A 5,718-nucleotide genomic window follows, 5' to 3' on the forward strand; every position below is an offset into this window, starting at 1 on the left:
TATGCGTTGGTTTCAGTGTTTAAGGTGGTATGCGGTAGCATCGGTATTGCGTTGTTCACACCTTAACAGGGCGTTAGCAGTACACGGTGGTAAATCAGTATGGAACATGACAAATCGAGATATTTTTTCTACGAGCCTGAAAATTCGATTCGCCGTGAGTCGATGTTAATGAACAAACTATTATTTGATCTACAGTTAGCTTATGCGATGCAGGGGTATTACCTTAAAGCCTACCGTACTGATGTCGATGATAATGGCTATGATTTGGTTCTTGATTCTGAGGATATAAGCAGAAAGGTTCAGGTTAAATCGACAATGGTTGATTCCTCCACTAAGTCTTGGGATATCGCGAAGGGTGTATTGCGTCCCGAGCTTCACCAAATGCGTAAGCATTCTATGTGGTCTAATTTGACTGCTGGTATTGGTGGGGGAGTAATTTTGCAAGAAGTCACGTTGAACCAAGATGACATTGATGTAAATTATTACTATACCGACTTGGTTATTCTTTCGCTCTACTGCTTTGAGATTATCGGGAACAAAGTGAACTATAAAAGTGCTAGTAGGGTTATAGGTGATCTTCATCATGAGCATTTCCATGACAAGGTAAAATTGTCAAAGAGCTGCTTTCTCAAGCTTAAATCACCGTCTGCCTTACTAGAGCTAATGGGGTTTACTCAAAGTCGGATGTACGGAGATATTATTTACAAACTGCAGTGTATTAATAATCCCAAATATCGCTCAGCGCCACACGAGTACTATCGAGACAAAATTGTACAGCTGATAAATTCAGTAAAGTACTGCTAACAAAGCATTTAAGACGGATTCCCAACGCTCGGCATTTTCGGTTTTCTTCGGCTTAAGTGTTTACGGCACAATACTTTAAGTTCAGTGGCCTGCGTTGCTCACCACTTAATGCGGCGTTATGTAACCGTAGAGAAAAAGACCACAATGTATTGAAATTTAAAGTTTTTTTATCCTTTTGCATTTTAAGGTGAGCTTCTGCTTTTCATGTTTGATGCTTTTAACTGATTGTTTTAATTGGTTATTTATACGGTTTGTAAAGTTAGTCTTATTCATGTTGATTTGGTTTTCGTCTTCTTGTTCTTCGAGTCTTTATTCAGCACTTACTTGTGAAGCGGGTTTGCGTTCAGCTTCTCTATAGTCATGATCCGCAGAATCAAGTTACTTTTGTAGTTGCCAGAGTTTTTTCTACTGGGTCAATGCTGACTTTTCATGTAAGTTAAATCGTGTTTGGCGATGTTGTTTTTGGCAATGCTTTGAAATGGTTAGTAAAGTTACATAACAAAGCATTTAAGAGGGACAATCAACGCGTGGCATTTTTGGTTTGGGTAGGCATTTGAGGTTACGGCTGGCTAGTTTGAGTTCAGCTGTTTGCGTTGCTTGCCCCTTAATGCGGCGTTATGTAACCGTAGAGAAAAAGACCACAATACATTGAAAAGTAGATGTTTTTTATGATTGATCTCATTTCAATGTCGACTTTTTCTGAGTGGGTTTCGTACATGTTGATTTAACTTTCGGCTTCCTTGTTCTTCGAATTTTCCGTTTGTTCTTAATGGTTCAGTGAGTTTGCGATAAGTTTGGTGGCAGTCATTTTTTTCTTTGAACTAGGGCTCGCAGTTTCGTCGTTGTCACGCAAATTCTACTGGGTTACTGCTAACTTTTCATGTAAGTTAAATGGTATTTGACAATGTTGTTCTTTGTAATGCTTTGAAATGATTAGTAAAGTTACATAACAAAGCATTCAAGAGGGACAATCAACGCTTGGCAGTTTTGGTTCGGTTGGCATTTGAGATTACGGCTGGTTAGTTTTAAGCAGTGCGGTAGCGTTGCTTGCCCCTTAATGCGGCGTTAGACATTTTATTTAAGTAAGGAGATCACATTGAAAGGGGGCAATTGGTGGGAATTCTATTTTGTACGTTATTTTATCGGTAGTGTGTTTGGTGCATTTATCCTACTTGCAATCTTTTTTCATCCTGATTCAGGCATGAAAAATGTTTTGACTGATTCTATAGTTATTAAAGACGTAAAGTTAAATGATATTTCAAGCTCAATATTGATTGGCTTATTATTTTTTGGGACGGCATTTTGTTATGTTGCTAGTGCTCCAGTCTTAGTTGCACATGCATTAAGGTACAGATTTACTGATTCATGGACTATAGGTGGTGTTACGAAACGTTGGATTATTATTATCAGCCTCTTTTCAGCTTTGTGCTATGCATTATGGCACGCTTTGTCACCAGACTTGCTAAGATGGATTTTGGTTATACCAGCGACGTTTTTTGTATTTATCCAACTAATTATGCTTAGTTCATGTATCAAACCCGCAAACAGAGATATTTTCGGGTTCTATAAAAAATTAGCTAAAGATAGAGCAAAGAAAAGTGCTGACAGGCAAGAGTATATAGAGTCTTATAGACACTTGAGAGAGCATGGTAATGCGTTTCTTATTTTGATTTGTGAGTCTGCACTTGGTATGGCTTTGTTTTCATGTAAATCATTAAATCAATTTATTATTGTATTAACAATTTGGCTGATCCCTGTGATGCCGATCTGGCTTATTGCTACATTTTTAGAGTCACGTATCAAAGATGTCTAACAAACGGTTCAAGAGGGACAACCAACGCGTGGCATTTTTACTGTGCGTTGATTTCGGTGATTACGGTGTTATGCGGAAACTTGGTAGTAGCGTTGGTTGCCCCTTAACCGGGCGTTATGTAACCGTAGAGAAAAAGATCACAATGTATTGAAATTTAAAGTGTTTTTATCCTTTTGCATTTTAAGGTGAGCTTTTGCTTTTCATGTTTGATACTTTTAACTGATTGTTTTAATTGGTTATTTATACGGTTTGTAAAGTTAGTCTTATTCGTGTTGATTTGGTTTTCGTCTTCTTGTTCTTCGAGTCTTTACTCTGGGATTTAATGGTAAAGCGAGTTTGCGTTCAGCTTGTCTATAGTCATGATCCGCAGAATCAAGTTACTTTTGTAGTTGCCAGAGTTTTTTCTACTGGGTCAATGCTGACTTTTCGTGTAAGTTAAATCGTGTTTGGCGATGCTGCTTTTGGTAATGCTTTGAAATAGTTAGTAAAGTTACATAACAAAGCATTTAAGAGGGACAATCAACGCGTGGCATTTTTGGTTTGGTTGGTATTTGAGGTTACGTTTGGTTGGTTTGAGTGCAGCTGTTAGCGTTGCTTGCCCCTTAATGCGGCGTTATGTAGCTTTATCAATCTTGGTTGTCTTTGGCCAACGGCGCGTAGACGGTTAGGTTGGCGCAAAGTGTGGCGAGCATTATGTTATCGAAACGTCTGTGTGCAATGTCGGTTCCGTTCGTTAGGCTTTCGCTACACAATAGCGATCTTTGTCGCTGGTCGATTTGAATCTACGATCGCTGGTCTTTTTGTCTGTCCAAGTTCGTGAACCAAATCAGGAAATTTGGGCGCGGCAAGATTTGCTGCTTGTTTAGCTTTTCTTGGGTGGTAAATTGAATCAGAAAGGCAGGCTACATAACAAAGCGTTCAAGCGGGACTTGGCACGCGTGGCATTTTTGGTTTGCAGTTTGTTTAGTGATTAAGGCGTAATGCGGTCACGTTTGTAGTGCGTGCCTGCGCCCCTTAACGCGGCGTTATGTTGCAATTGAAAGTAGCACACATTATCGTATCTGAAAGTATCGATAAATCAGGATATTGAATTTATGTACCAGCTGCGATGCACAAAGAAAGTTCAAGATGCGTTAGGTTTAAAACCAGCCAATTTAACAGAGGTTCAAGAGGAGAACTTCGCTATAGGTAATTGGTATGTAAATCTTTTTACGGCAGATCGAAGAAAGTGTTTGGTGTTCATGGAAGAAAAAACATTAATGTCGTTTGTATTAGTCGGCTTTAGAAAAGAACACGCTAAAGATATAGGCAAAATTTTCAAAAATGGTGTTTTACAGCTCCTTGAGCTGGAAGGTTTTCCTGAGGAAGTAATTGAAGCCTTTGAGCAAGCTCCTGAAGATGTTCTCTTTACTAAGACAGCAAGTAAAAAACTTTTGGGCAACATGAATGACGTTTTAGGTGGTTATGAACATTTTATTTACACCGATGGCGGACTAAAGCACTGTGACTTTACTAATGCAATGCTACGGATCAATAGAACACCACAGAGAACTTTAGGTTGGGACTATCCGATCGATGCTCTACACAAGCTCTTTGGCGTCGCAACATAACAAAGCATTTAAGAGGGACAATCAACGCGTGGTATTTTTGGTTTGGGTGGGTATTTGAGATTACGGCTGGCTAGTTTGAGTTCAGTTGTTTGCGTTGCTTGCCCCTTAATGCGGCGTTAGTTGCCAATCAAATTATCGAAAAAATGGGAAGGGAGGAAAGGACATGTTAAATCTAAAAAACGTAAAAATTGATAGATGTGGTACCGGAATAAGTGCTCCGAAAGACGCGCATATAAATGCCGATGGCCTTGAAATAACCAACACCCAAAAAGCCATCGAATTACGCGATCCTCCAAATTTAATGAAGTCACTTGGTTTACCTGAAAATACTCCGCCGGAGTATCTAATCGACGCTATGAAAATTCTAGAAGGCAATCAATACCTTCCAAGTAATGAGCGAATTGATAGCTTGCAAAAATCATCACTGTTGCAGTGGTTAGGCACATCTGCTGATTTAGTAACTATAGGTACTGTGCTTCTTTCTGCCCAGGCTCAGGGGCTCATCTCATCAGCTTTAGAAAGGTTGCTCGGTTAAAAGGCAACTAACAAACAATTTAAGAGTGATTCGGCACGCGTGGCATTTTTACTATGCGGTGGTTTTAGTGATTAAGGCGGTATGCTGCGGCTTTGGTATTGCGTGCCTCACACCTTAATTGGGCGTTAGCATGCGGATTCAATTACCAATTAATCAATTAGTAAGAGGAAAAAATGAAATTTAACATGTCTTCTGATGATAATTTTGCTTCGTTTTTTGATGAAGAAAACGAAAATCATATTTTTGTTGATAGTTTTGATAATGAAAATTTTGATGTGAGAATAGGAAGTGTAAGTGACTCTGAATTTGTAGGCTCGATTTTGGCGAAAAATGATTCTGAGCTTAACTCAAAGCTTGAAGAGCTTTATGAAAGCTTTATGGAGAAGCGTTCATGATTACGCCAGCTCAAATAACAGCACTCGAAAGTTCGGTAAATGAAATTTTACGCCGTCATAACATGTCGTTTAAATTATCTAAGCATTTTGTCAAAGATAGGATGAATGATTCACGTAACAACCCGTTGATAATGATTGCTGAGCTTAATTCTATATTTAATCGATTAACAGCATTACATTTAGAGTCGCTGAAGAAGTTGAAGCACCATGATAGCTTTAATATTAGGTGTACAGTTTCACATATAAATATGCCCTGTGCTGTAAACAAGGTTCAGGTTGATGGGGGTGAGCATCAAGAGAATATAGTTATTACGGTAATGAGGAAAAAGGATTGGAAGTCAAAAGATCCCAAAGAATTTCTTGTCTAAGTATAAGCGCATGCTAACAAAGCATTTAAGAGGGACAATCAACGCGTGGCATTTTTGGTTTGGATACGCATTTGAGGTTACGGCTGGTTAGTTTTAGTGCAGTTGTTTACGTTGCTTGCCCCTTAATGCGGCGTTATACAGCTACGAATTAGGAGTAATCTTTGGATATACATGTATTTACAGACGAAAGGCT

General features: G+C 38.9%; 6 protein-coding genes. All 6 read left to right on the forward strand.

Going from position 1 to position 5,718, the window contains the following annotated elements:
* The first annotated feature begins 99 nt into the window (after nt 1-99).
* On the forward strand, nt 100-804 hold the full coding sequence (locus tag EXA13_RS15960) for a hypothetical protein (protein ID WP_158164317.1): 705 nt from the start codon (nt 100-102) through the stop codon (nt 802-804).
* 1,096 nt (nt 805-1,900) lie between these two features.
* A complete protein-coding gene (locus EXA13_RS15965) occupies nt 1,901-2,617 on the forward strand; it encodes a hypothetical protein (RefSeq protein ID WP_238134025.1) in 717 nt (238 codons plus the stop codon).
* Nucleotides 2,618-3,711: 1,094 nt separating this feature from the next.
* The gene (locus tag EXA13_RS15975) at nt 3,712-4,227 is read left to right on the forward strand and encodes a DUF6933 domain-containing protein (RefSeq protein WP_238134026.1); all 516 of its coding nucleotides are present in this window, start codon (nt 3,712-3,714) and stop codon (nt 4,225-4,227) included.
* 163 nt (nt 4,228-4,390) lie between these two features.
* On the forward strand, nt 4,391-4,762 hold the full coding sequence (locus tag EXA13_RS15980) for a hypothetical protein (protein ID WP_015296881.1): 372 nt from the start codon (nt 4,391-4,393) through the stop codon (nt 4,760-4,762).
* Between the two features lie 173 nt (nt 4,763-4,935).
* Nucleotides 4,936-5,157 carry a hypothetical protein gene (locus tag EXA13_RS15990; protein WP_088821994.1) on the forward strand — a complete coding sequence of 74 codons (222 nt, stop codon included), beginning with the start codon at nt 4,936-4,938 and terminating at the stop codon, nt 5,155-5,157.
* Nucleotides 5,154-5,525, forward strand: coding sequence for a hypothetical protein (locus EXA13_RS15995; protein ID WP_108315866.1), 372 nt, complete (start codon nt 5,154-5,156; stop codon nt 5,523-5,525). Before EXA13_RS15990 ends, EXA13_RS15995 begins: the two co-directional genes overlap by 4 nt.
* Nucleotides 5,526-5,718 lie beyond the last annotated feature (193 nt).

Origin of the sequence: Vibrio cincinnatiensis (assembly GCF_022113815.1) — a bacterium.
Lineage (GTDB): Bacteria > Pseudomonadota > Gammaproteobacteria > Enterobacterales > Vibrionaceae > Vibrio > Vibrio cincinnatiensis_A.

What these genes read in the sequence shown, in the direction of transcription:
- EXA13_RS15960 (WP_158164317.1), top strand. Translation starts at nt 100, where the DNA reads ATGGAACATGACAAATCGAGATATTTTTTCTACGAGCCTGAAAATTCG.
- EXA13_RS15975 (WP_238134026.1), top strand. Translation starts at nt 3,712, where the DNA reads ATGTACCAGCTGCGATGCACAAAGAAAGTTCAAGATGCGTTAGGTTTA.
- EXA13_RS15980 (WP_015296881.1), top strand. Translation starts at nt 4,391, where the DNA reads ATGTTAAATCTAAAAAACGTAAAAATTGATAGATGTGGTACCGGAATA.
- EXA13_RS15990 (WP_088821994.1), top strand. Translation starts at nt 4,936, where the DNA reads ATGAAATTTAACATGTCTTCTGATGATAATTTTGCTTCGTTTTTTGAT.
- EXA13_RS15995 (WP_108315866.1), top strand. Translation starts at nt 5,154, where the DNA reads ATGATTACGCCAGCTCAAATAACAGCACTCGAAAGTTCGGTAAATGAA.